Here is a 23,064-nt window from a genome sequence, read left to right on the forward strand (position 1 = left end):
GTGAGCAAGGACCGGGTTTATCTCTTCGACACGACGCTGCGCGATGGGGCGCAGACGCAGGGCGTCGACTTCTCGGTCGAGGACAAACGCGTCATCGCCAGGGCGCTGGACCGGCTCGGCGTCGCCTATATCGAGGGCGGCTGGCCCGGCGCCAATCCCACCGATTCCGAATTCTTCGCCACCAAGCCCGAGCTGAAGCGCGCCAAATTCGTCGCCTTCGGCATGACCCGGCGGCCGGGCCGCTCGACCGACAACGATCCCGGCCTCGCTGCGATCCTCAATGCCAGCGCCGATTCCGCCTGCCTGGTGGGCAAGAGCTGGGATTTCCAGGTCGATGTGGCGCTCGGCATTCCGCTTTCCGAGAATATCGAGCTGATCTCCGACAGCATCGCCGCGGCGCATAAGAAATTCGGCGAGGCGATGTTCGATGCCGAGCATTTCTTCGATGGCTACAAGGCCAATCCCAAATTCGCCTTCGACTGCCTGAAGGCGGCGCTGGATGCCGGCGCACGCTGGGCCGTGCTCTGCGACACCAATGGCGGCGCCATGCCCTGGGAAGTCGAACGCATCGTCAGTGAAGTCGTGCAGAAACTCGGCGACGGCTCGCGCCTTGGCGTGCATACCCATAACGACACCGAAAATGCCGTGGCCAACACGCTGGCCGCCGTGAAAGCCGGCGTGCGCCAGGTGCAGGGCACACTGAACGGCCTGGGCGAGCGCTGCGGCAATGCCAACCTCATCGCGCTGATTCCCTCGCTGATGCTCAAGCCCTGGTTCGCCGACCATGTCGATATCGGCCTGAGCGAACAGGACCTGACCCATCTGACCGCCACCTCGCGCACGCTGGACGAGTTGCTCAACCGCGCGCCGAACCGCCATGCGGCTTACGTGGGCGCCTCGGCCTTCGCGCATAAGGGCGGCCTGCATGTCTCGGCGGTGATGAAAGACCCGCGCACCTACGAGCATGTGCCGCCGGAAAGCGTCGGCAACAAGCGCCAGATCCTGATCTCCGACCAGGCCGGCCGCTCGAATCTGCTGGTGCGACTGACCGAGGCCGGCATCGCCTACGATCCGAATGACAGCCGGCTGAATGCGCTGCTGGAGGATGTGAAGCAGCGCGAGGCCCAGGGCTATTCCTACGATGGCGCCGAGGCGAGCTTCGAAATCCTGGCGCGCCGCACGCTCGGACAGATGCCCGACTTTTTCAAGATTCGCAGCTTCCGCGTCCAGGTCGAGCGCCGCTTCAATGCCCGCGCCGAGCTGGTGACCATCTCGGAAGCCACGGTGAAGCTGGATGTCGATGGCCAGACGCTGTTCTCGGTGGCCGAAGGCAACGGCCCGGTCAATGCGCTCGACCAGGCGCTGCGCAAGGACCTTGGCCGCTACCAGAGCTATATCGACGACCTGCGGCTGGCCGATTTCAAGGTGCGTATCCTCAATGGCGGCACCGATGCGACCACGCGGGTGATGATCGAAAGCACCGATGGCCAGGGCAACCGCTGGTTCACCGTCGGCGTCTCGCCCAACATCATCGACGCGGCCTTTGTGGCGCTGATGGATTCGATCCAGTGGAAGCTGCTGCGCGACGGCGCCCAGCCTTCGAAATAATGCCGACCAATCGTCCCAAGCTCGGGAAATTCGCGCCGCCGGGGCCGCTGCGGCGCGGGCCGGTGGTGGTGCTGGTCGAGCCGCAGCTCGGCGAGAATATCGGCGCTGCCGCCCGCGCCATGCTGAACTGCGGCATCACCGAACTGCGCCTGGTCAATCCGCGCGACGGCTGGCCCAACCCGGCCGCCTATGTGCTGGCCAGCAAGGCCGATCCGGTGCTGGATGCGGTCAGCGTGTTCAAAAGCACCGCCGAGGCGGTGGCCGATCTTCATCGCATCTATGCCACCACGGCGCGCCATCGCGACATGATGAAAGAGGTGGTCACGCCGCGCGAGGCCGCCGCCCGCATGCGCGCCGAGGAGCGTGATGGCTTCCGCGTCGGGATTCTGTTCGGCCGCGAACGCACCGGACTGGATAACGAGGATGTGGCGTTGGCTCATGTCGGCATCAGCGTGCCGCTCAATCCCGGCTTCTCGTCCTTGAACCTCGCCCAGGCCGTGCTGCTGCTCGGCTATGAATGGTTCACGGCAAACGACGACACCGCGCCGAGCCGGCTCGACACCGTGCGCGGTGGCTTCGCCACCCAGGAGGAGCTGCAGGGCCTGTTCGACCATCTGGCCGACGAGCTGGACAAATCCGCCTTCTTCCACAATGTCGAGCCCAAGCGCGGCGCCATCCTGCGCAACCTGCGCTCGGCCTTGCAGCGCGTGCCGCTGGCCAGCCAGGAGGTCCATACCTTCCGTGGCATGCTGAAGGCGATCGCGCAGGGAAGGCCGCTGCGCGCGGCCCTGCGCAAGAAACAGCAGGACTAGGCCTCACAATAGACCGTCATCCTTGGGTTTATTCCGAGAGTGACGGCTTTTCTGTTTGCTGCGGATTGCAGCGTGACAATTCCGCGCTTGTCCGGTTCTGCCGCCACGGCCTAGGATCGGCGCAGCGAAAACAGGAGAGCCCCCATGTGCCAGGCGACCGGATCAGCCACCCCGACCCAGCAGGCCGACGACGAGCGCGTGCGCATCACGCGCTGGGATTTCGCGCCCGGCGCCGCCACCGGTTTCCATGTGCACCAGTATCCCTACACGGTGACCTACCTGACCGACGCCATGATGAAGATCATTGCCCAGGATGGCAGCGAAAGCCTGATCGAGATGCAGGCCGGCGGCAGCTATTCGCGCCCCAAGGGCGTGGCCCATGACGTCATCAACGCCGGCAAGGCCGCGATGGCCTTCGTGGAAGTCGAGATCAAGCTGTAAACCCAATCGTCATGCCACGCTCGCGTGGCATGACGGGTGTGGAGGTGTGGCGGGCGCGCGGCTCTCAGCCCTTCTTCGTCATGCCGATGCTTTTGCCGGCCTGGCGCGGCTTCGGCAGTTTGCCATGGCCGGCCAGCATGTTGGCGAACAGGGTCTGGTGTTCGGGCAGGAAGGGACTGGAGCGCCGCGTCGCCAGATCCACATGCACCAGGATCTGCTCGCTCGTCGCCGCCAGATAGCCCTTCTCGGCGTGATGCATCTGCATGAAGTAATGGATGCGCTTGGCGTCGAAATCCAGCAGCTGGAAGGTGAAGCGTAAACGATCGCCCTCCAGCACCTCCTGCAGGTAACAGACATGGGTCTCCAGCACGAAGGTGGAGAGATTGGTGCGCTGCACATAGGACCAGTCGAGATCGAAGGGCGTGAAGAACCTGTCCAGCGCCTGGTCGAAGATCACGTTGTAATAGCCGACATTCATATGGCCGTTGGCATCTATGTGCTCAGGCTGGACAGCCATGCCGGTCAGCTCCAGCGGCGCGTCGAAGGCCTGTTGAGCGTAATCGCGCCGGTCTTGAGAAGAATTCATAACAAATCGCCTTGCCGGTTTCGTTTCCTCGGGTAGCCTTGGTAATCATGTCCTGGGACCCGACGCAATACCTGAAATTCGCCGGCGAGCGGCTGCGCCCCGCCGTGGACCTGCTGGCCCGCGTGCCGCTGGTTTCCCCTGCATCTGTCGTCGATCTCGGCTGCGGCCCCGGCAACCTGACGCCGCTGCTGCGGCAGCGCTGGCCGCAAGCCCAGCTCACCGGCGTCGATGCTTCAGCCACCATGCTGGCCAAGGCGCAGGCCGATTATCCGACTGCGCGTTTCGTTGAGGCCGATATCGCCGCCTGGCAGCCCGACGCGCCGGTCGACCTGATCTACAGCAACGCGGCACTGCAATGGCTCGGCGATCACGAGACGCTGTTCCCCGGCCTGCTGCAGGGGCTGAAACCCGGCGGCTGGCTGGCGGTGCAGATGCCGCGCAACCACGGCGCCAAATCCCATACCTGCATCACCGACACGATTGAGCTCGGGCCCTGGCGCTCGCGGCTGGAACCGCATCTGCGGCGTTATCCGGTGGCCGAGCCGGCGGTCTACTGGCGTATCCTGCAGCAGCACTGCACCACGCTCGAGATCTGGGAGAGCGAATATCTGCAGGTGATGTCGGGCGCCAATCCGGTGGCCGAATTCACCAAGGGCAGCGCGCTCAAGCCCTTCCTCGACCGTCTGGAGGAGCCCGAGCGCAGCGTCTTCGAGGCCGACTATCGCGCCCGCATTGCCCAGGCCTATCCGCGCGAAGAGGACGGCCGCACGCTGTTTCCCTTCCGACGCCTGTTCATCCTGGCCCAGAAGCCGCTTTAGGCCGGCGCGTTCACGCCTTCAGGAAAATGAACGTCGGCCGCACCCAGGAGTGCAGCGCGTAGCCGCGTTCGGTGAGGAAGCGATAGACCGGGCTTTGCAGCGCCGCCGCGATCTCGCCATGGATTTCCACCGATATGCAGCCCGGCGCGATGCGGTCGAAATCCAGCCCGCCCAGCACGCCCATCTCGGCGCCTTCCACATCGATGTTCAGGTAATCGACGCGGGTGATGCCGGCGGCATCCAGGATATCGCTCAAGGGGCGGCAGGGCACGGTGGCGGCGATATAGCTGGTCTTGAACCGCCTGGCCCATTCATCGGCCACGGCCTTGTCGGTGGTGTCGAGCGCGCTGCCGTCGCCGAAGACATAGGCGGTGATCTCGCCCGGTTCTTTGGTCACGGCGCAGCAGACATTGCGGTCGCGCGGGCGGTCGAAATCGAACAGCGCGATCTTGCGCGGCGAGATGTCGATATTGACGCCGTGCCAGCCGCGCTCATACAGCGCGCGGGTATTGGAATAGCGGCGCGGATGGAAACAGCCGACATCGACATAGATGCCGTCGCGGCGGCCGTCAAACAGGGTCAGCAGGCTGATATCCTCGCCATACTGCGACCAGGATTTGCGCCACCAGCGTTTGCGCAGCAGCCGTAATTTCTCGCGCAGCGACGGTCTGGCCCGCCACGCATCCGCCGGAACTCCCATAACGCCCGTATCCCCCGCTGTGTGCGGCGCAAGTATAGGCAGGGCCGGGCGCCAACTCCAGCCGCGGCTCTGACGATGAAGGCCCTCACCCCAACCCTCTCCCGCAAGCGGGAGAGGGAGGGACCCGGCGCGTGCGCGACGGGAGGGTGAGGGTGGCTGCGATGCTGGTCTGCCCCGTGCTGACGCGCTAAAAAAGGGCCTCGTCCCTGGGAGTGAACTCTATGTCCGACAAGAAGCCCGCCGCCAAACCCGCCGCCGCCCAGGCCCGGGGCATGAAGCGCAATCTGGCCAATTACGGCGATGCCGGCTTCTCCGTCTTCCTGCGCAAGGCCTTCATCAAGGCGCTGGGCTATACGGATGAGGCGCTGGAGCGGCCGATCATCGGCATCGTCGATACCGACAGCGGCTACAATGCCTGCCACCGCAATGTGCCCGACCTGATCGAGGCGGCCTCGCGCGGCGTCATGCTGGCCGGCGGCATCCCGGTGCCGTTTCCGGTGATCTCGATCCAGGAAAGCTTCGCCAACCCGACCAGCATGTATCTGCGCAACCTGATGGCGATGGATGCGGAAGAGATGATCCGCGCCCAGCCGATGGACGCCGTGATCCTGATGGGCGGCTGCGACAAGACCGTGCCGGCGCTTCTCATGGGCGCCGCCAGCGCCAATGTGCCGGCCATCATGCTGGTCACTGGTCCGATGCTGGCCGGATCGTGGCGCGGCGAAAAGCTCGGCGCCTGCACGGACTGCCGCCGCTTCTGGGCGCGCTACCGCGCCGGCGAGGTCAACGACCAGGAGATCAACGAGGTCAATTCCGAACTCGCGCCCACCATCGGCACCTGCGGCGTGATGGGCACGGCATCCACCATGGCGCTCACCGTGGAAGCGCTCGGCATGATGCTGCCCGGCGGCGCGGCGGTGCCGGCGGTGCATGCCGAACGTCGGCGTCTGGCCGAGCAGACCGGCACGCGTGCGGTTGCGATGGCGGCCGAGGGCCTGACGCCCGACAAGATTCTCACGCCGGCGGCTTATCGCAATGCGTTGCGCGTGCTGCTTGCCGTCGGCGGCAGCACCAATGCGCTGATTCACCTCACGGCCATGGCAGGCCGCAGCGGCATTGCCGTCGATCTCGAAGGCTATGACAGGATGGGCCGCGAGACCCCGGTGCTGGTCGATCTGAAACCGACCGGCCAGCATTACATGGAAGACCTGCACAAGGCCGGCGGCCTGACGCCGATCCTGCGCGAGCTGGGCGAATTGATCGAGCGCGACTGCCTCACCGTCACCGGCAAGACGCTGGGCCAGAATATCGACGCCATGCCGCCGGGCTGGAAACAGGATGTGATCAAGACGATGGCCGCGCCCGTGTATAAGAACGGCGCCATGGCGGTGCTGCGTGGCAACCTCGCGCCCGACGGCGCCATCATCAAGCAGGCCGCCGCCACGCAAAGCCTGCTGCAGCATGAAGGCCGCGCCGTGGTCTTCGACAGCCTGCCCGACATGGCCGCGCGGCTGGATGCGCCCGATCTCGATGTGAAACCCGACGACATCCTGGTGCTGCGCAATGCCGGCCCCAAGGGCGCGCCGGGCATGCCGGAGGCCGGCTATATCCCGATCCCGAAAAAGCTGGCGCAGCATGGCGTGAAGGACATGGTGCGCATCTCGGACGCGCGCATGAGCGGCACGGCTTACGGCACCATCGTGCTGCATATCGCGCCGGAATCTGCCGCTGGCGGTCCGCTGGCGCTGGTGAAGACGGGCGACCGCATCAGGCTCGATACCGAAGGCCGCCGCATCGATCTGCTGGTGGACGAGGCCGAGCTGCAAAAGCGCCGCGCCGCGCTGCCGCCGCTGCCCTCAGGCGAAGGCCGCCGCGGTTACGAGCGGCTCTATTTCGATACGGTGACCCAGGCGGAGCAGGGCTGCGACTTCGATTTCGCGCTGCCGGCGATCACGAAGACGGTGCCGTGAAGATTAAATCTCTTTAATCTCATTGACGCCGCAGGGCGGAGTCTTACCTGACAGCAGACTCTGCCGTTCTTGCCCATCGTGAATCTGCTCCCGCATAACCCGGTACGCGCGACCGGGTCGTCATGGCTTGGTCCTGTGCGGATCGGTCGGCATGGCGCGCCGGAAGCCAAACGAACGCCAGCGAAGCCAAACGAACACCCGAGAACGCAAACGAAGCGGCGCGAAGCCAAACGAAGGCCAGCGAAGCGGCGCGAATAGAGTCGAATAAGACTCGAATAAGCCGGAATAAGACTCAGATAAGCCTCCGCCAGCACGCGATTGCCATACACCGGTATGAAAAGGCTGGGCTCAGGCTGGCGCGTAAAGGCCGCAGATGGTTCCAGATGGCCAGGCTTGGCCAACTTTGGCTCAAGGATGGCTCAGATTGGCAAAGTTTGGCTCGGTTTGGCGCGCTGTGCAGTCGGCCGGTCCAGACAGATCAGTGGGTTAGGTCTGAAAACCCTCATGGCCGTGCGGCAGGACGCGCGGCGGTCCGTTTCGTCGGCATATGGACCGGATAAGCCGGCATAAGGATCGAATACGCCGGAATAAGGCTCCAATAAGCGCAAATAAGGATCGAATAAGCGCAAATAAGAGTCGAATAAGACTCAGATAAGCCCGGATATGGCCGCCGCCTCAGTCCGTCGGTTTCGCCTTCAGGCCCAGCAGCCGGAAGGCAAAGGGCACGGCGATCACCACCACGGCGATGCGGAAAATATGCATCGACGCCACGATGGCGACTTCGACGCCGAGGCCGAGCGCCACCAGGCTCATCTCGGCCATGCCGCCGGGCGACAGCACCAGCATCAGCGCCTCGCTCTTGATGCCGGCCCAGTCGGCGAACCACACCGTCATCACCACCGCCACCGCCAGCATGGCAAAGGTGGCGAGCACGGCATAGGTGGCAATGCGGCCGACCTCTTTCAGCGGCGTGCCGACGAAGCGGCAGCCGAGCGCCGCGCCCATCACCACCTGGGCGGTGGCGACCAGCTCCGGCGGCGGCGCCGCATGCGACCAGCCGAACAGGTGCACGATGGCCGAGACCACCATCGGCCCGACCAACTGGGCGGCGGGGATGCGCAGGAAGCGCGCCGCATACCAGCCGACCACGCCGCAGGCCACCAGCAGCGCGCCTTCATGCCATGGCAGCTGCCACATATGCGGGCCCTGCGCCATCGGTGGCACGTTGAGGTTTTCCACGAAGCGGAAATACACCGGCACGGTCATCACGGTGATGAAGACGCGCAGCGCATGGGTCAGGATGATGCTGCGGCCGTCGCCGCCGTAATGCTCGCCCACCAGGGTCATTTCCTGCAGGCCGCCGGGCGCCGCCGAGAAATAGGCGGTCACCGGATCGAGCCGCGCCAGCCGGCGGAACATCACGTAGCAGATCGCGGTGACGATCGGGATATAGACCAGCATCAGTACGATCAGCCCGATCCATTCGCGGGCGCGGTCGATCATTTCGGGCTTGAAGGTGCTGCCCAGCATCACGCCGATCACCGTGATCATGATGGCGCGCAGCAGCGGGTTGACGGTGATGCGGATTTTCTTGTCCAGCCCGGCCAGCGCGCAGAGCCCGACCAGGAACATGCTGCCCAGCATCCAGGCCAGCGGCATGCGCAGGTACAGAAAGGCCGCGCCGCCCACTGCGCCGATGCACAGAGCAGGCAGGCTGAAGCCGAGCTGTCTGAACATTTACGCGGTGATGTAGCGGCCGAGCCGCACGGCGGTCTGGCCCGGTTTCAGCCGCTTGGTCGGCATGATCAGCACGCAGTCGTCATAGGGCGTGGCGATGGGCTGCGTGCCGTCATGGGCGATCACTGTACCAGCGGCGGGAATCGCTTCCAGCCCGGTAAAGGCTTCGGCAAAGGCGAAGCTCTCGGTGGCGATGGTGACGGCCTCGGTCACTTCGACGAATTTCTGCGGCTGCGCCGGCCGCGGCGTCACGCCATGGCGCGCCAGGTCGGCATCGGTGGCCAGGCCGGTGCTTTTCAGGAAACGGAACACGGTTTCGATGGCGACGGTTTTGCTGGCCTGGTCCCAATGCTGGCCGCATTCCACCAGCAGGGCATTCTTGGCGCTGTCCGGATCGCCGAAGCCGCCATAGTCGCGCATGCGCAGGCCCGCCTTGTGGCCCTGGTCGGCCACCACGGTGGCCGGCACGCCGACCTGGGCGGCCAGTGTGCGGCCCTTGGCCAGCGGACCCGACAGCATCAGCGGCGGCGAGGGCTGCTGCATCGAATGCACGTCCAGTAGCAGATCGACCTCGGCAATCAGCGGCTCGATCTCGCGGGCGCGGTCCAGCTCGATGGAGCGGCGGTCGCCATCCAGCGCATTGGCGCCCCAGACGCGGTTCATGTCCTCGTCGATGAAACGCGAGGCGGCCGGCTCGTCGGGATCGAAGCGGGTATAGGCGGCGACGTTGCAGAAGATCAGCGTCAGCTTGCCCTTGGCCGGGCGGAATTTCTCGCGCAGCAGCAGGTCCAGCACATGGGCGCCGCAGACCTCGTTGCCATGCACCAGTGCGGTGATCGCCACATGCGGGCCGGGCAGGCCGGAATCGAACTGGTGCGCATAGGGGACGCCGGTATTGCCCTCGCGGTACTGGGCGATCGGGATGGGCAGCAGGGGATTGGGAGGCAGAGCGGTCATCGGTCCGTTCAATGTCGATTTACGGGGAGATTATGCGATGAGAATCGATAGCAGGCAGTGTAGCGCCATCGTCCGGGCCAGCCCAGCGGCAGGGTGGGGTTGAGTCCCCGGTTGAGGATTATTCCACCCTCCGCTAGGGTTGCGGCATGACGACGATTACGGGTGCATCCGGTATTTCCGTTGCCCTGGCGGGCCTGCGCCAGGCCGAACAGGCGCAGCTTGTCGCGCTGAAGGCGGTGAGCAGCGGCAGCCTCAGTCCCGATGTGATGGCCCAGGCCGCCGCCCTGCTGCAGGGCGCGCAGGGCCAGGAGGGCGCCTCGGCCATCGCGCTCAAGGCGCAGCTTGACCAGCAGGGCCTGTTCATCGACCTGCTGGCCTGAACCCGGGTATTTGTCACAGGGGGCGGGAGCAGGATTGCCGCCGCCGGGGCGTGAACTGCGGTATCCTTGCCTGAACAGGTGCCCATGCTGTCTGCCAGTGCCATCCACGCCGCCAACCGCTTCGGCCTCGGCATCCGCCCCGCCGATGCGGCGGCGCTGGAGTCCGATCCGCGCGGCTGGCTGAAGGGCCAGGTGCCGGCGAAGGGCAGCGCGGCGGTCATGCCGGCGGCGCTCGCCAGCCTGCCCTCGGCCCAGAGCCAGGCCAGCGCCTTCTATGCCTATCGCCAGGCGAAGCAGAAGGATCTGGCCGAGGCCGAGAAGGCCGCGCGCCAGGTACTGCAGCAGAATATCCAGACCGAGGTGACGACGCTGTTCCAGACGCAGGCGCAGAGCGACGCGCCCTTTGCCGAACGCTGGGTGCAGTTCTGGGCCAATCATTTCACCGTCGCCGGCCGCGACCAGATCGTCATGGCGCTGGTCGGCGCCTATGAACGCGAGGCGATCCGGCCGCATGCCTTCGGCCGTTTCTCTGACATGCTGCTCGCCGTCACCGGCCATCCGGCGATGCTGCTCTATCTCGACAATGCCTCATCGCTGGGGCCATCGTCGAAGGCCGGCGCGCGCCGCCAGGTCGGCCTCAACGAGAATCATGCGCGCGAGATCCTGGAGCTGCACACCATCAGTCCGGCGGCGCATTACACCCAGGCCGATGTGATCGCGCTGGCGAAGATCCTCACCGGCTGGTCGGTCGGCCGCAATCCGCAGGAGGGCTGTACGCTCGGCGCCGCCTGCTTCCGCCCCAATATCCACGAGCCCGGCCCGCAGGCGCTGCTGGGCTACAATTTCAGCCAGCAGAGTTCCGACCAGGGCATCGCCGCCCTGCAGATGCTGGCCGCCCAGCCCGAGACGGCGCAGCATCTGGCGCTGAAGCTGGCCCGTCATTTCATCGCCGACGATCCGCCGCCGGGTGCTGTTGCCACCCTGGCGAAAACCTTCCGCGACACGCAGGGCGACCTGCGGCAGCTGGCGCTGACGCTGATCGACCTGCCCGAAGCCTGGGATCCGCAATACCGCAAGCTGCGCAATCCGCGCGACTTCATGCTGGCCGCCGTGCGGCTCAGCAATGCCGATCTGCCGCCGCAGCGCTTCATCGGCCTGCTGCGGCAATTCGGCCAGGCACCGTTCCAGCCGCCGTCTCCCGCTGGCTGGTCCGATCGCGCCAATGAATGGATGGCGCCCGACGCGCTGCGCCAGCGCATCGAACTGGCTTTCGTACTGGCCCAGCGCGCGCGCAACAGCGCCGAGCCGATAGCGCTGCTCGATCTCGCCATCGGTGCGCGGGCCCGGCCCGATACGCGGCAGGCGGTGCAGCGGGCCGAAAGCCGCCCCGCCGCGCTCGCCACCGTGCTGGCGGCGCCGGAATTCCAGTGGCGGTGAGCATGGATCGCACAGCATCCTCCGCCACCCGCCGCGATGCCCTCCGCCTGCTCACGCTCGGCAGCGCGGCCACCATGGCCATGCCGCGCATCGCCTTTGCGTCGGCGGCGACGGAAAAACGTTTCGTGTTTTTCATCCTGCGCGGCGGCATGGATGGGCTGGCGGCGATCATGCCGATTGGCGATCCGGGCTTTGCAAGGCTGCGCGGCGAATTCCTCGACCAGCAGACGCCGGTGCCGCTGGATCATGTCTTCGCGCTGCATGCCAATCTGGCGCCGCTGAAATCCTTCTTTGACGCCGGCGATCTGCTGCCGATCCATGCCGTGGCCAGCAGCCATCGCGACCGTTCGCATTTCTCCGCCCAGGACGAACTCGAAGCCGGGCTGGAGCGCCCGACCTCCGGCACGGCAGGCTGGCTCAACCGCCTGCTGGCCGAACATGAAAAGGCCGCGGGCCGCAAACGTCTTGGCCTGGCGGTCGGGCCCACCGTGCCCTTTGCATTGCGCGGCCCGGTCGGCATCGATTCCGCCGCGCCCGACAAACTGCCCGGCGCGCCGGCGGTGTTTGTCGACCGCATGATGGCGCTGTGGTCGGAAGACACCGTGCTCGGTCCCGCCATGGCGGCGGCGCAGATGGAAGCCGACGCGCCGCGCGAGATGACAAGGCCCGGCAGCCTGCAGGCGGTGGTCGGTCTGGCGCAACTGGCGGCGGCGCGGCTGGCGCGGCCCGATGGTCCACGCATCGCCGTGATCGAGATGAACGGCTTCGATACCCACAGCGCCGAGGCCAATCGGTTGGCGCAGCAGTTCACCGTGCTGTCGCAGGCGCTGGCGGCACTCTCCGATGGCCTGCGTCCGGTCTGGCGCGACACGGCGATCCTCGCGGTCAGCGAATTCGGCCGCACGGCGATGCCGAATGGCTCCGGCGGCACCGATCATGGCACCGGCGGCGCCGGTTTCCTGTTGGGCGGCGCGGTAAAGGGCGGTCGCGTGCTGGCCGACTGGCCGGGGCTGAAGCAGCCGCAGCTCTATCAGGGCCGCGACGTCGCGCCGACCACGCATCTCACCGCACTGTACAAGGGTATCGCCGCGGCGCATTTCGGCCTCGACGGCGCCGCCACCATGGCGCGGCTGTTCCCCGACAGCGCGCTGGTGCCGACGGCGGATATCATCCGCGGCTAGGGCGCCGGGACGGCGCGCTGCATGGCCACGCGGTCGGCGCTGTCGAGACCGGCCTTGTGCTGGCGCGCAATCACGATGCGCAGGTTCGGCCCGATCATGTCGTCCGGGATCGCGGCGAAGCCGAGCCTCATATAATAGGGCGCGTTCCACGGCACATGCCGGAAGGTGGTCAAGGTCAGCAGCCGCAGGTCCAGGGTCTGCGCCAGCGTCTCGGCTGCCGTCAGCAGCGGCACGGCCAGGCGATGGCCGGCATGGTCGGGGTGGACGTTGATTTCCTGGACATAGAGGCCGTGATCCAGCTCACTGCAGAGCAGGAAGCCCACCGGCCGGTCGGCAATATCGGCGGCGACGAACAGCGTGCCGTCTTCAACCGCCTCGCGCAGGTCGTCGCCATGGGTCGGTTCATAACCGGCAATGGCCGGATAGCCGACGGCGATGAAAGCCTGGGCGGCGGCGCGTTCGATGTCGCGCAGATGGCCGGCTTCGGCGCGGCGCCCGGGACGGATGCGATAGGTCATCGGCCATCATAACAAAATGGCCGGGACAAGCCCGGCCATAATGATCTGCAAAACGCGTGACAGGCGATCAGGCGAAGGCGTCTTCCCAGTTGCCCTGGGTCGAAGCCTTGGAATACTCGGTCGCGCGGTTCTCGAAGAAGTTGGTGTGTTCGACACCGTTGAGGATCGCGTCCAGCCAGGGCAGCGGGTTCTTGGCCACCCGGTACATCGGCTGCAGACCGAGCTGCAGCAGACGGCGGTCGGCGGTCCAGCGGATGTAGTCCTTCACTTCCTGCGCGGTCAGGCCCTGCACGCCCTCGATCTCGAAGGCGAGATCGATGAAGGCGTCTTCATGGTCGACGATGGTCGAGCAGGCGACATAGAGGTCGCGCTGGAAGTCCTCGTTCCAGACTTCGGGATTCTCATCCACGAAGGTGCGGAACAGCTTGATGATCGAGTTGGTGTGCAGGCTTTCGTCGCGCACCGACCACGAGATGATCTGGCCCATGCCCTTCATCTTGTTGAAGCGCGGGAAGTTGAGCAGGATCGCAAAGGAGGCGAAGAGCTGCAGGCCTTCGGTGAAGGCGCCGAACACGGCGAGCGTCTTGGCGATATCGGCCTTGGTCTCGACGCCGAACTGCTGCATGTAGTCGTACTTGTCCTTCATCTCCTTGTAGCGGAGGAAGGCCGAATACTCTTCTTCGGGCATGCCGATGGTGTCGAGCAGGTGCGAGTAGGCGGCGATATGCACCGTCTCCATGTTGGAGAAGGAGGCCAGCATCATCTGCACTTCGGTGGGTTTGAACACCCGCGCATAGTGCTTCATGTAGCAGTTGTTCACTTCCACATCGGCCTGGACGAAGAAGCGGAAAATCTGGGTCAGCAGGTTCTTCTCGCCCGGGGTCAGCTTCTTCTGCCAATCCTTCACGTCGTCGGCGAGCGGCACTTCCTCGGGCAGCCAGTGCACGCGCTGCTGGGTCATCCAGGCTTCGTAGGCCCACGGATACTTGAAGGGCTTGTAGACGGGCTTGGAGTCGAGCAGCGACATGGGTTCCTCACTCTGATTCTGAGTGCGGGACTATCGCAATATCTGGTGGCCCAAGGCAAGCCAAAACCCCAAGGGTAGTGGCTGAACCTGTGGATTATGCCGGATTCGACGGTCAGAATTATGACAGCCCGGGCAACCGCCTGTGGATTATTCCGCCACCGCGATCAGGCCGCTGGCCAGGCCGCGCAGCTCGGCCCGCAGGCGGCCGATTTCCTGGGGTTCGAGCGGCAGCAGGCAGCCCAGGCCGGCATGCATCTCGGCCACGGCGGCTTTCAGGTCCCGGCCCCGGTCGGTCAGGCGGATCACCACCTGGCGTTCGTCGTCCTCGGCGCGGGTGCGGGTCAGCAGCCCGGCCTCGGCCATGCGCTTGAGCATGGGGGTCAGCGTGCCGGAATCGAGATAGAGGCGCTCGCCCAGGTTTTTGACGCTCAGCCCGTCCTGCTCCCACAGCACCAGCATGACCAGATACTGCGGATAGGTGAGGCCGAGCGGCTCCAGCCGGTCGCGATAGAGCCGCGTCATCGCATTGGACGCGGCGTAAAGCGCGAAGCAGAGCTGGTGGTCGAGCTTGAGCTGGGTATCGGCGGACATGCGTAAACCGCGGGGTTAGGCGACGCCGGGCCTTGCAGCCCGGCGTCGCGGCACAATGTTAGACAACAGTCTCGAGCGTGGCTTCGATGTTGCCACGGGTCGCCTTCGAATACGGGCAGACCTGATGGGCGGCGGCGGTCAGCGCCTCGGCCTGGGCCTTGTCCATGCCGGGCAGGGCGACCGAGATCTTGGCGTTCAGGCCGAAGCTGGTCTCGTCCTTGCCGATGCCGATGGTCACGGTGACCGTGTTGCCGGCCGGCAGGGTGATCTTCTGGTTGCGGGCGACGAGGCCGAGCGCGCCCTGGAAGCAGGCGGCATAGCCGCTGGCGAAGAAGGTTTCCGGGTTGGCGGCATTGCCGGGGCCACCCAGTTCCTTGGGCATGGCCAGCGTCATGTCGATGATGCCGTCGGCCGACTTGACCTGGCCCGAACGGCCGCCGGTGGCGGTGGCAGTGGTGGTGTAGAGCGGGGTGATGGACATTGTTCGTCTCCTGTTGGGTAGCGCGGGGGTGCTCGTTGCTACGGGACAGAAGATAGCGGGCAATTAGATTGTGTACAAGTTAAATGAATGTGACAGGCGTCACGGGGGTGGCGTTGGGCCTAGGACAGCGACTGCAGGTCCAGCTTCACCCCGTGCTTGAGACGCTCCATGGAGAAGGTGGAGCTGACGTCGGACAGGCCGGGGACTTCTGAAATCAGTTTCTGGTAGACCCGGTCGTAATGCGCGATATCGCCGACGACGATCTTGAGCAGGTAATCGATATCGCCGCTCATGCGGTGGCATTCGACGATTTCGGGAATGCGCTGCACCCCGCGGGCAAAGGCTTCCAGCCAGGTTTTATTATGCTGGTTGGTCCGGATCGAGACGAAGGCGGTCATGCCCAGGCCCACCGCCGCGGCATTCACCAGGGCGACCCGGCGCTCGATGACCCCGGCTTCCTCCAGCATCTTGATGCGGCGCCAGCAGGGATTCACCGACAGTCCGACCTGGTCCGCGATCTGCTGGATGGGCATGGCCGCGTCATCCTGCAGCAGGCCGAGGATGCGCCGATCTATGGAATCCAGTTTTATTTCTTTCGCCATAAATAGAATAATATCCCATTTTATGGCTATTAAACAGTGGTTTTTGGGAAAGCTGTTGCCCTGGCCCCGGTATCATCCTGGCATGTGATTCGATGCGAGGGGGCATCCTGTGCAGGTCTTTACCGAACATCCCGCTTCTGTTGGCGAAACCTACGCGCAGCATCTGCTGTCGGCGTCGTCCTTCGCCCTGCGCATGGTCTGGGGCGGGATCGCCTGCCTTCTGCACGGCATTTTTCCGTTCCTGTTCACCACGACCGGCAGCGACCAGATCCGCATGCTGCATGAGGCGATGGTGCAGAAGCGGCATCGCCAGCAGGCCGCCGGAGAACGGTCTGACGTTCAGGTCCAGAAAGCCTAGCGCGCCAGCCATTCCGCCCGGTCGCTGCCCAGCGCCGGCGTGGGGCGGGACCAGCGGCAGGGCGTGTGCGACATCCGCAGCACCGGGCCGAGCGTCTTGAGGTCGCCGTAGCAGGTGTTGTCGACGCGGACCGCCAGCGCTTCGAATTCATCGGGCGTGAGCTGGCCCGGCGCATCGTTGAAATCGTCGATCAGTCCCTGGCGCTGGAACAGCATGGCGGCCTGACACAGCGACACCTGCACATGATAGCTGCCGCCGTCGCGCGCGCGCCGGGCCAGGGCCAGCATGGCGCCGAAGGTGCCGAGGAAGCCCGTGAGGAAATCGCACATCGGGACAGGCGTCAGCTTCGGCTGCCCGGCTGCCGTCGCCACACCCTGGGTATGGCAGATGCCGGTGATCGCCTGCGCGATCTGGTCCCAGCCGGCGCGAGCGGCGAGCGGCCCGCCGGAGCCGAAGCAGTTCACGCTCACATAGATCAGCCCCGGCCGCAGCGCCGTCAGGTCTTCGACGCCAAAGCCATGCGCCGCCAGCCGGCCGGGGCGATAACCTTCCACCAGCACATCGGCGTTGCGCACCAGTGCGCGGAGTTTTTCGGCCTCGTCGGCGCGGGTGAAATCCAGGAAGCAGCTGCGCTTGCCATGGCTGGTGTCGCGCACGAAGGACGGCACCTGCGGCAGGTCGGGCGCCGTCACCATCAGGACATCGGCGCCATGTTCGGCCAGACCCAGGCCGGCCGTCGGGCCGGCGAGAATGCGCGTCAGGTCGAGGACACGGATACCGGACAGTGGTTGATCGCCACCTGCGGGCAAAGGTTCCGGCGCGCTGTCGGCAACCCGGGTGATCTCGACCACGGGGCGGGATGCCAGATACGCGCCCTGCGGATGGGCCAGCCATTCCTCCGGCGTGAGCACCCTGGCGGCACAGGCATTGGCATCAGCGATTGCGCTGTCCAGTGCGTCGGCAGGCCAGCGCGCCACGGCGGCCCTGATCGATTCCACAGTGTCTTCGCATTTGAGCACATCGAACACCCGACGCTGGAGATGCGGCAGATTGGTATGGGGCAGCACCCATCGCCCATCGGCGGTTTCCCAGGGCTGCGTCATCGACACCATATGCTGCAATGCCGCCGACACCGGAATGGGCTGATAGCGTCCGTCCGTGTCGCGGATCAGGGTCACCGCGCGGCCGGAATGTGATGTCGCCGCCGCCGCACGGGCATCGACGCTGAGGGTCTGCCGCGCGCCGGTGCGCAATTCCCAGAGATCGTTGGCCGCCACGCCCCTGGCGGCCAGCGCCATCGCCAGCGTTTCACCGATGCGGAAGGGGCTGCGAAACAGCGGGTCGTGACCGGTGATGGTGACTTCGCCGGCCGCGAGTCTGCTGCCGGCGCGGATCGCCATCAGTTCGGCAAAGGCGCCTGACGGGTCTTGCACTGCTGATGCCATCTTTTTGGACTCTGGCTTCTGTTTACTCTGGCCGACGGACGGGTTGAGCGTCGATCACTCAGCCTGGATGTTTTTCTCGCGGATCAGCGTGCCCCATTTCTTCATTTCGCTCGCCACGAAGGCGGCAAATTCGGCGCGGCCCGGCCCGCTGGCCGTCACGCCTTCCTGGGCGAAGCGCTCCCTGACATCGGGCAGTTCCAGGATGGTGCGGATTTCCTTGTGGATGGCGTCGAGCAATTGCGGATCGGTCTTGCCCGGGGCGAAGACGCCAAACCAGTTGATCGCTTCGAAATCGCTGTAGCCCAGTTCCACCATGGTCGGCACATTCGGCAAAGCGGGATTGCGCTGGCGACCTGAGACCGCCAGTGCACGGATGCGGTCGGCCTTGATCTGTGGGATGGCCGAGCTGGGATTGTCCCAGAATCCATCGACCTGGCCGGACAGGGTGTCCATCGCGGCAGCGCTGCCGCCTTTATAGGGGACGTGGTTGATCTCGGTGCCGAGGTTGATCGCCATCAACGCCAGCGCGATATGGGTGAGCGTGCCGGAACCGCCCGAGGCCAGGGCGAGCTGGCCGGGTTTGGCCTTGGCGTAGGTCGCCATGCTGGCGAAATCGGGGAAGGGCTTGCTCTTGGCCGTGGTCAGCACCAGCGGGTTGGAGACCACCAGGCCCACAGGCGCGAGATCTTTTTCGGAATCATAGGGCAGCTTGGGGAAGAGGGCCGGGTTGGTGGCGAAGATGGCGCCGGTCAGCAGCAGCGTGCGGCCATCGGCCGGCGCGCGGGCGACCAGGCTGGTGCCGATCTGGGTGCTGGCGCCGGCCCGGTTTTCAATGATGAAGGTTTTGCCGGTGCGTTCGTTCAGTTTCTGCCCGATCGTCCGCGCCGCGATATCGGCAATATTGCCGGCGGTGTAGGGAACCACGATGGTGGTGGTGCCGGCCGGCGGCCAATCGACCGCCATCGCAGAGGGGCTGACTGCCAGGACGGCCAGTGCGGCACAGAGCGCGGAATGGAAACGTGAGAACATGGAGACCTCTCTGGGGTGTCTGAGGCGCTTGTGAATATCTGCATAAGATTTATGCAGGTCGCGCTTGTGGCTGTTTGTTAGCCTAGAGAGCTCACGCATCTTGCTGAAATAGTTTGATCCGATGCCAGCTATCTGAATGAGAGATAGCTGTAAGCCCGATCCAGATCGGATTGATCGCTAGCCGGTCGCGCGATCCAGATTGCGCTGCCGGCGCAGGTCGGGGAACAGGCGGGCCCAGAGAATGGCCACACCGATGGCGCCGAAGCCGCCGGCCACCACCGCCACCACCGGGCCGAACAGATGCGCGACCGTGCCGGCGCGGAATTCGCCGACTTCGTTCGAGGCGCCGATGAACACCGAGTTCACCGCATTCACCCGTCCACGCACGTCATCGGGTGTCCAGAGCTGCATGATGGTCTGGCGGATGGTGACGCTGATCATGTCGGCCGCGCCGACCAGCGCCAGTGCCGGCACCGAAATCCAGATCGACGTGGAGAGGCCGAAGATGACGGTGAAAAGTCCGAACAGCGAGACGAAGATGAACAGCAGCCGTCCGGCATGGTCGCGGATGGGAAAGGCGACGAGCACCAGCGTCATCGCAATGGCGCCGACGCCGGGAGCGGAACGCAGCAGACCGAGTTCGACCGGCCCGGCCTGCAGGACATCCTTGGCATAGACCGGCAGCAGCGCCACGGCACCGCCCATCAGGACGACGAAAAGATCGAGCGAGATCGCACCGAGGATGATCCGGTTGGCGAAGATGAAGCGCACGCCGGCCAGAACGTCATCCATGCTGCGGGCCTGGCTGGACTGGCGCTGCGCCGGCCTCGGGATGCAGGCGATACAGGCCAGCGCGATCGCGATGAGCGCGGCAGAGGACAGGAAGGTGTAGGCCGGGCCGACCGCATAAAGCAGGCCGCCCATGACCGGGCCAAGGATCGCGGCGAACTGGATGCCGGAGGCATTGATGCTTATTGCATTGGCGAGTGCGGTTGCCGGCACCAGATTGGGCAGCAGCGACTGCGAGGCCGGATTCCAGAAGGCACGCGCCAGGCCGAAAGCCAGCAGCAGGGCAAAGATCATCCAGACCTTGTCGGTATGGGCGGTCGCCAGGATGAAGAAGCCGATGGCGCAGGCCAGCATCAGGGTAAGGCAAAGCCCCATGATGATGCGGCGGTTGTAGCGGTCGGCAATCAGGCCGGTCACCAGGAACAGCAGCAGCGATGGCAGGAACAGGCTCAGCCCCACAAGGCCGAGCAGGAAGGGCTCGCCCGTGGTGTCGTAGATCTGCCAGGCGACGGAAACGGAAATAATCTGTATGGCGAAGCGCACCGCCAGGGTTCCGAACCAGTAGAGACGGAAGCCGGTATGGCCAAAGGCCTGCGCGGCGGGATCGCCGGTTCTGGACACAAACATCGCGTCACACCTTAGGGGGAGGACCCGTCCGCTGCCAGTGCCCGGGGACCCGGACAGCCCCTGATGCCGTCATCCTGTCGCCTGTTCCTCCTGCCGCAGGGTCTGGCTCAGGCTGTCGCAGCTGCGGTTCCATTCCAGCAGCCAGTCCGGCAGGGGCGGCGAGATCGCGCTCATGCCGATGGCGGCGGCAAAGTCGCCCGGTTTCACCGGACCGCCGGGCGCCTTGAACAGGCCGCGGATGACGACCACGCCCAGCACCCGGCCCTGACGCAGGAAGCGGTGCTCGATGAAGGTCCATTTTTCGTCCCAGCCCAGAATCCGGGTGGTCAGGTCGAAGCGCTCGAACAGCTTCAGGTCGCGGCGGAATTTCGCCATGGAATCGCCCACGATCGGCAGCGCCCGCATCCGCCAGGCCGCTTTGCCCGCGCCGCTGCGCAGCACATAGTCCATGCGCCCCACATCGGCGAGCGTCAGGTAGCGGCCGTTGTTGATATGGCCGTTGAAGTCGAGATCATTGGGCAGCACGGTCATGCGGATCGTGCTGGTATCGAGCGGACTGACGCGTCCGCGCCGCCACACGGTCAGCAGCATCCAGATCAGCCGGAACCATAAATTCATCGTCGTCGCCTCCGCTTGCTGCAGCGATTAGAAGCGAGTGCGACCGGATTGCAAGTTTGCGCAAGGGAAGCAGGCCGGTAACAGTATGGCGGTGGCCTGGTCCGGGGCAGGATTACCAAGACGTAACTACCGGACCGTCGATCGATCCTTTAGACCAGCCTCATGAATGCCGTTCCCATGCTGCCCGACCTGTCCCAGCGCAATATCGCAGCGTTGCGGAGCTTTTTGCCGAAAGTGCAGTCGCCGCGGCTGGCCGCGTTCATTCGTTACATGCTGACGATCCATCCCGTCGACCGTCTGCCGGCGCGCCGCGACTTCGACCCGCTGGGCATTCCCGCGCTGCTGTCCGGCATCGTCCTGGTCACGGTGCATCGCGAAGACGGCCGGACGCGGTTCAAGATGAAGGTCGTCGGCCAGGATGTGATGGATGCCTCACCGGTCCGCAACGCGAACCGCTATCTCGATGACATCGTCGCCGAACTGCCCAATTCCTCCATCATTATCCAGAGCCGGCAGGCGGTCCTCGATACCGGCCATGCCTATCTGCGGCAGGGGCCGCCGACCATGCCCTTCACCTTCAAGATGACCATCCTCGAATATGCCCACTGCCCGCTGGCGGATGACGGGCAGACCATCGATCACATCGTGTCGTTCTTCACCTACAAGTCGCAGGAGAGCGATCTTCCGCCCCGAGATCCGTCCCGGTCGGTGGACGTTTAGCGGCACCGGCTGTAGTCGGCCTGCGGATGGATCGGCTAGTCTGCGATCATTCAACCCAGACAGCAGACAGGCCGATGACCGATCACAGGCTGGATCCTACTCCCGATACCGTCCACTGGGGCTTTTTCGACGCCACGCTGCAGCCGGTGCTCACCGTCGCATCGGGGCAGAGCGTCACCATCCGCACGGTTTCCGGCGGCGCCGAGGTGATTCCGCCACAGAGCGCCAGCCTGGCCGTGCTGCCCGAACATCGCACCATCGTCGAAACGCTGAAGCCGGTGCTGCCGGGCCATATCCTCACCGGGCCGGTGGCGGTGGAAGGCGCCGAACCCGGCGATGTGCTGGAGGTGCGCATCGACGACGTGCGGCTGATCCAGGACTGGGGCTGGAACGTCAACCGGCCGCTGCGCGGGGCGCTGCCGCATCGCTTTCCCGATGGCCGCCTGCTGCATATCCCGATCAACCGCAATGCGATGACCGCCACCTGTCCCTGGGGGTCCGTTGTACCGCTGCGGCCGTTCTTCGGCGTGATGGGCGTGTCGCCGCGGCCGTCCTATGGCCGCGTCTCCACCATCGAGCCGCGGGAATATGGCGGCAATATCGACAATCGCGAACTGATCGCCGGCACGGTGCTGTATCTGCCGGTCTTCGTGCCGGGTGCGCTGTTCTCCACCGGCGATGGTCATGCCTGCCAGGGCGATGGCGAGGTGAATCTCACAGCCCTGGAAACCGCACTGGAAGGCGACTTCACCCTGGTGCTGCATAAGGGCCGCAGCCTGCCGCGGCCGCGCGCCGTGACGCCGACGCATCTCATCACCATGGCCTTCGATCCCGATCTGGACGATGCGGCGACCCGCGCGCTGGAAGACATGATCGACCTGCTGGGTGCGGCGGCCGGCATGGCGGCGAACGACGCCTATGCGCTGTGCAGCCTGGCCTGCGACCTGCACATCACCCAGCTGGTCGATGGCAACAAGGGCGTGCATGCCATGCTGGCTTTCGATGTGCTGCCACGCCTCGACCGCGCGGCCATCGCCGGCTTTTGACCGGAAATCGGCCAGAAACTGACGGAGGGCAGTATGCCCTCTGGCGAAACAGCTCGGCGCGCCCTATCTGAATCATGACGCCGTGCCGCAGGCACGGGGGGACCTGTCGCTGCACGGCCTTTTCAACGGATGTCCGGCCTTTGCTGTCATCCTGCAGGAGGTTGTCGTGGCCCATATCACGCATCACGAACCGCAATCGCGTCGCTGGCAGGACTGGGCCAATATGGCGCTCGGTGCGCTGCTGGCGGTTTCGCCCTGGCTGCTCGGCTATACCGGGCTGGACGGCGCCACCATCAATGCCCTCATCATCGGCCTGCTGATCTTCGCGCTTTCGGCGCTGGCCTTGACCCTGCTGGACCGCTGGGAAGCCTATATCAGCGGCCTGCTCGGCATCTGGGCGGCGCTGTCACCCTGGCTGATCGGCTTCACCCGTTATGACGTGGCGACGCTGACCCATCTGCTGCTCGGTCTCGCCATCGTGCTGATCGCTGCCTACGAGGTCTGGCAGTCGGAGAAGCTCGACGCTGTCTGACGGTATCCGCAAGGCCAAATGAAAACGGCCCGGGATCGCTCCCGGGCCGTTTCT

At 65.3% G+C, this 23,064-nt stretch carries 25 protein-coding genes; 12 read left to right on the forward strand and 13 right to left on the reverse strand.

Features of this window, described 5'->3' with window-relative positions:
- The 3 genes from cimA (at position 1) to AC1ROT_RS17730 (ending at position 2,861) form a co-directional block, all read left to right on the forward strand.
- The gene (gene cimA / locus AC1ROT_RS17720) at positions 1-1,608 is read left to right on the forward strand and encodes a citramalate synthase (protein ID WP_493000575.1); all 1,608 of its coding nucleotides are present in this window, start codon (positions 1-3) and stop codon (positions 1,606-1,608) included.
- Positions 1,608-2,420: an RNA methyltransferase gene (locus AC1ROT_RS17725; protein WP_492971230.1), complete on the forward strand. Its 813-nt coding sequence runs from the start codon at positions 1,608-1,610 to the stop codon at positions 2,418-2,420. The genes cimA and AC1ROT_RS17725 overlap by 1 nt, the downstream gene beginning before the upstream one ends.
- A 144-nt stretch (positions 2,421-2,564) precedes the next feature.
- Entirely contained in the window at positions 2,565-2,861 is a 297-nt protein-coding gene (locus tag AC1ROT_RS17730) for a cupin domain-containing protein (RefSeq protein ID WP_493000577.1), read from the forward strand.
- Between the two features lie 64 nt (positions 2,862-2,925).
- On the opposite strand, the gene AC1ROT_RS17735 is transcribed toward AC1ROT_RS17730, so the two are convergent.
- Positions 2,926-3,447, reverse strand: a complete 522-nt coding sequence (locus tag AC1ROT_RS17735) for a thioesterase family protein (RefSeq protein WP_493000578.1) — start codon at positions 3,445-3,447, stop codon at positions 2,926-2,928.
- Positions 3,448-3,494: 47 nt separating this feature from the next.
- Between AC1ROT_RS17735 and tam the strand changes: the two genes are divergently transcribed.
- Positions 3,495-4,265, forward strand: coding sequence for a trans-aconitate 2-methyltransferase (gene tam / locus AC1ROT_RS17740; RefSeq protein ID WP_493000579.1), 771 nt, complete (start codon positions 3,495-3,497; stop codon positions 4,263-4,265).
- Positions 4,266-4,275: 10 nt separating this feature from the next.
- On the opposite strand, the gene AC1ROT_RS17745 is transcribed toward tam, so the two are convergent.
- Positions 4,276-4,965 (reverse strand): FkbM family methyltransferase, encoded by a 690-nt coding sequence (locus tag AC1ROT_RS17745; RefSeq protein WP_493000580.1) that lies wholly within the window; start codon positions 4,963-4,965, stop codon positions 4,276-4,278.
- Positions 4,966-5,186: 221 nt separating this feature from the next.
- Here AC1ROT_RS17745 and AC1ROT_RS17750 point away from each other — a divergent pair, with 221 nt between their 5' ends.
- Positions 5,187-6,935, forward strand: coding sequence for an IlvD/Edd family dehydratase (locus tag AC1ROT_RS17750; RefSeq protein ID WP_493000582.1), 1,749 nt, complete (start codon positions 5,187-5,189; stop codon positions 6,933-6,935).
- A 675-nt stretch (positions 6,936-7,610) separates the two neighbouring features.
- Here the strand turns inward: AC1ROT_RS17750 and AC1ROT_RS17755 are convergent.
- Both AC1ROT_RS17755 and AC1ROT_RS17760 read right to left on the reverse strand, forming a co-directional pair.
- Positions 7,611-8,672, reverse strand: a complete 1,062-nt coding sequence (locus AC1ROT_RS17755; RefSeq protein WP_493000584.1) for an AbrB family transcriptional regulator — start codon at positions 8,670-8,672, stop codon at positions 7,611-7,613.
- Entirely contained in the window at positions 8,673-9,629 is a 957-nt protein-coding gene (locus AC1ROT_RS17760; RefSeq protein WP_493000586.1) for a M14 family metallopeptidase, read from the reverse strand.
- A 146-nt stretch (positions 9,630-9,775) separates the two neighbouring features.
- On the opposite strand from AC1ROT_RS17760, the gene AC1ROT_RS17765 reads away from it, so the two are divergent.
- From AC1ROT_RS17765 to AC1ROT_RS17775, 3 genes are all read left to right on the forward strand, one after another.
- Entirely contained in the window at positions 9,776-10,009 is a 234-nt protein-coding gene (locus tag AC1ROT_RS17765; RefSeq protein ID WP_493000588.1) for a hypothetical protein, read from the forward strand.
- A gap of 84 nt (positions 10,010-10,093) precedes the next feature.
- Positions 10,094-11,446, forward strand: coding sequence for a DUF1800 domain-containing protein (locus AC1ROT_RS17770; protein WP_493000590.1), 1,353 nt, complete (start codon positions 10,094-10,096; stop codon positions 11,444-11,446).
- 2 nt (positions 11,447-11,448) lie between these two features.
- On the forward strand, positions 11,449-12,627 hold the full coding sequence (locus AC1ROT_RS17775; RefSeq protein WP_493000591.1) for a DUF1501 domain-containing protein: 1,179 nt from the start codon (positions 11,449-11,451) through the stop codon (positions 12,625-12,627).
- On the opposite strand, the gene AC1ROT_RS17780 is transcribed toward AC1ROT_RS17775, so the two are convergent.
- The 5 genes from AC1ROT_RS17780 to AC1ROT_RS17800 all read right to left on the reverse strand — a co-directional run bounded on the left by AC1ROT_RS17780 (position 12,624) and on the right by AC1ROT_RS17800 (position 15,846).
- On the reverse strand, positions 12,624-13,145 hold the full coding sequence (locus AC1ROT_RS17780) for a GNAT family N-acetyltransferase (RefSeq protein ID WP_493000593.1): 522 nt from the start codon (positions 13,143-13,145) through the stop codon (positions 12,624-12,626). The genes AC1ROT_RS17775 and AC1ROT_RS17780 overlap by 4 nt on opposite strands.
- Positions 13,146-13,212: 67 nt before the next feature.
- Positions 13,213-14,172, reverse strand: coding sequence for a ribonucleotide-diphosphate reductase subunit beta (locus AC1ROT_RS17785; RefSeq protein WP_493000595.1), 960 nt, complete (start codon positions 14,170-14,172; stop codon positions 13,213-13,215).
- Between the two features lie 147 nt (positions 14,173-14,319).
- Complete coding sequence (locus tag AC1ROT_RS17790; RefSeq protein ID WP_492971217.1) at positions 14,320-14,763, reverse strand: MarR family winged helix-turn-helix transcriptional regulator; 444 nt, start codon at positions 14,761-14,763, stop codon at positions 14,320-14,322.
- A gap of 58 nt (positions 14,764-14,821) precedes the next feature.
- Positions 14,822-15,244, reverse strand: coding sequence for an Ohr family peroxiredoxin (locus AC1ROT_RS17795; protein ID WP_492971216.1), 423 nt, complete (start codon positions 15,242-15,244; stop codon positions 14,822-14,824).
- A gap of 119 nt (positions 15,245-15,363) precedes the next feature.
- On the reverse strand, positions 15,364-15,846 hold the full coding sequence (locus AC1ROT_RS17800) for an Lrp/AsnC family transcriptional regulator (protein ID WP_492971215.1): 483 nt from the start codon (positions 15,844-15,846) through the stop codon (positions 15,364-15,366).
- 109 nt (positions 15,847-15,955) lie between these two features.
- On the opposite strand from AC1ROT_RS17800, the gene AC1ROT_RS17805 reads away from it, so the two are divergent.
- Positions 15,956-16,204 carry a DUF6356 family protein gene (locus tag AC1ROT_RS17805; protein ID WP_492971214.1) on the forward strand — a complete coding sequence of 83 codons (249 nt, stop codon included), beginning with the start codon at positions 15,956-15,958 and terminating at the stop codon, positions 16,202-16,204.
- On the opposite strand, the gene AC1ROT_RS17810 is transcribed toward AC1ROT_RS17805, so the two are convergent.
- From AC1ROT_RS17810 to AC1ROT_RS17825, 4 genes are all read right to left on the reverse strand, one after another.
- Entirely contained in the window at positions 16,201-17,649 is a 1,449-nt protein-coding gene (locus tag AC1ROT_RS17810; protein WP_493000597.1) for a CoA transferase, read from the reverse strand. The genes AC1ROT_RS17805 and AC1ROT_RS17810 overlap by 4 nt on opposite strands.
- A gap of 54 nt (positions 17,650-17,703) precedes the next feature.
- Positions 17,704-18,678, reverse strand: coding sequence for a Bug family tripartite tricarboxylate transporter substrate binding protein (locus AC1ROT_RS17815; protein ID WP_492971212.1), 975 nt, complete (start codon positions 18,676-18,678; stop codon positions 17,704-17,706).
- 177 nt (positions 18,679-18,855) lie between these two features.
- A complete protein-coding gene (locus AC1ROT_RS17820; RefSeq protein ID WP_492971211.1) occupies positions 18,856-20,094 on the reverse strand; it encodes an MFS transporter in 1,239 nt (412 codons plus the stop codon).
- Between the two features lie 69 nt (positions 20,095-20,163).
- Positions 20,164-20,712: a thioesterase family protein gene (locus AC1ROT_RS17825; RefSeq protein WP_493000598.1), complete on the reverse strand. Its 549-nt coding sequence runs from the start codon at positions 20,710-20,712 to the stop codon at positions 20,164-20,166.
- A gap of 162 nt (positions 20,713-20,874) precedes the next feature.
- On the opposite strand from AC1ROT_RS17825, the gene AC1ROT_RS17830 reads away from it, so the two are divergent.
- From AC1ROT_RS17830 to AC1ROT_RS17840, 3 genes are all read left to right on the forward strand, one after another.
- Positions 20,875-21,432: a PAS domain-containing protein gene (locus tag AC1ROT_RS17830; protein ID WP_493000600.1), complete on the forward strand. Its 558-nt coding sequence runs from the start codon at positions 20,875-20,877 to the stop codon at positions 21,430-21,432.
- 74 nt (positions 21,433-21,506) lie between these two features.
- A complete protein-coding gene (locus AC1ROT_RS17835; RefSeq protein ID WP_492971208.1) occupies positions 21,507-22,478 on the forward strand; it encodes an acetamidase/formamidase family protein in 972 nt (323 codons plus the stop codon).
- 166 nt (positions 22,479-22,644) lie between these two features.
- Positions 22,645-23,010 (forward strand): SPW repeat protein, encoded by a 366-nt coding sequence (locus AC1ROT_RS17840; protein ID WP_493000602.1) that lies wholly within the window; start codon positions 22,645-22,647, stop codon positions 23,008-23,010.
- Positions 23,011-23,064 lie beyond the last annotated feature (54 nt).

The sequence above is a fragment of the Ferrovibrio sp. GW821-FHT12E11 genome (assembly GCF_058806975.1).